At 59.2% G+C, this 1,111-nt stretch carries 1 protein-coding gene; it reads right to left on the reverse strand.

Going from position 1 to position 1,111, the window contains the following annotated elements; translation table 11 throughout:
• Positions 1-1,111: DNA topoisomerase (locus C814_RS21050; RefSeq protein WP_016317479.1), on the reverse strand; the 1,111-nt coding region annotated here is incomplete at both ends.

Raw genomic sequence — 1,111 nt, forward strand, 5'->3', positions numbered from 1 at the left:
CGCCCAGCCGGTACTCCCACTCGGCGGTGAGCAGCGGGGATTGCAGCTGCTCCGGCAGAACCGTAATGAGGGAACGCGCGTCGCGGGAGGGCATCAGCTGGACCGTCTTTTTGCTCTTTTTCCGTTCCAGAAAACCGGTGGAGGCCAGCTTTTCCAGAATCCCGGCGCGGGTGGCAGGCGTACCCAATCCCTTGCGCTCGGCGGTATCCGGCATATCTTCTTTACCGGCGTTCTCCATAGCCGACAGCAGGGTATCTTCGGTGAAATGCTTTGGCGGGCTGGTTTTCCCCTCCTTGACGGAGGCATTGGAAACGGACAAAGATTGTCCCTCAGAGAGTTCCGGCAGCGTCTTTTCCTCTGGTCCTTCCTCCGGCTCCGGGGCATTTTTCAGACCGGCGTGATAAGCGGCATCCAGCTTGCGCCAGCCGGGGTGTTTCACCGTTTTGCCCTTTACAGCAAATTCCGTACCGGCACATTCCACAGTAACAGAAGTTTCTTCATAACAATAAGGTTCCGCCACCGCACACAACAACCTTGCGGCCACCAGCTCCAATACCGCTTTCTCACCAGCAGGCAGGCCGGAGAGGTCCGCCCCCTGAAGATTGCGGGTGGGGATCACCGCATGGTGGTCGGTCACTTTCTTATCGTTGATGACCGCCTCCGGGTTGCAGGTAATGCCGATCCCCTTTCGGAACGGCATGGCATTGGCGGTGAGGTTGACCAGCACCGGCAGGCCCTCCGCCATATCCGAGGTCAGATACCGGCTGTCCGTCCGGGGATAAGTACACAACTTTTTCTCATAGAGGTTTTGCAGATAGTCCAGCGTTTGCTGGGCGGTAAACCCCAGCAGGCGGTTGGCGTCCCGCTGTAAGGTGGTCAGGTCATAAAGGGCGGGCGGCTTTTCGGACTTCTCTTTCCGCTGCGCCTGTTTCACCACCGCAGAACCGCCCCGGCAGGCGGTTTGCAGCTCTTTCGCGGCGGTTTTGTCTTTCATCCGCGCCCCCACAGCGGTAAATCCGGGCAGTTCCAGCGCCACCGTATAGAACGGCTCCGGCTGGAAGGCTTCAATCTCTGCTTCCCGCTGGACGATAAGGGCCAGTGTCGGGGACAT

This window comes from Anaerotruncus sp. G3(2012), from assembly GCF_000403395.2.
Taxonomy (GTDB): domain Bacteria; phylum Bacillota; class Clostridia; order Oscillospirales; family Ruminococcaceae; genus Anaerotruncus.